This window comes from Burkholderia sp. SIMBA_051 (assembly GCF_046534915.1).
Lineage (GTDB): Bacteria > Pseudomonadota > Gammaproteobacteria > Burkholderiales > Burkholderiaceae > Burkholderia > Burkholderia ambifaria.
Map to the genome: position 1 here is coordinate 1 of NZ_JAWRXS010000798.1, position 241 is coordinate 241.

The 241-nt window shown below is 55.6% G+C and carries 1 pseudogene; it reads left to right on the forward strand.

Going from position 1 to position 241, the window contains the following annotated elements:
* Positions 1-2 precede the first annotated feature (2 nt).
* Positions 3-241: pseudogene (locus tag SB771_RS36655) on the forward strand (IS3 family transposase); the annotation flags it as partial.

The following is a 241-nucleotide window of genomic DNA, read 5'->3' on the forward strand; positions in this document are numbered from 1 at the left end:
TCATGTTCTCATACGAAGATCGCATTCGAGCGGTCCGACTCTACTTGAAGCTGGGCAAGCGCCTCGGGGCGACCATCCGGCAGTTGGGCTATCCAACAAAGAATTCTCTCAAAGCCTGGCATCGCGAATACGAACAGTGCCATGATCTACGGGCCGGCTATGTCCGTTCGAGGCCAAGGTATTCGGCTGAACAGAAGAAGGCGGCCGTCGGTCATTATTTGAGCCATGACCGCTGTGCTGC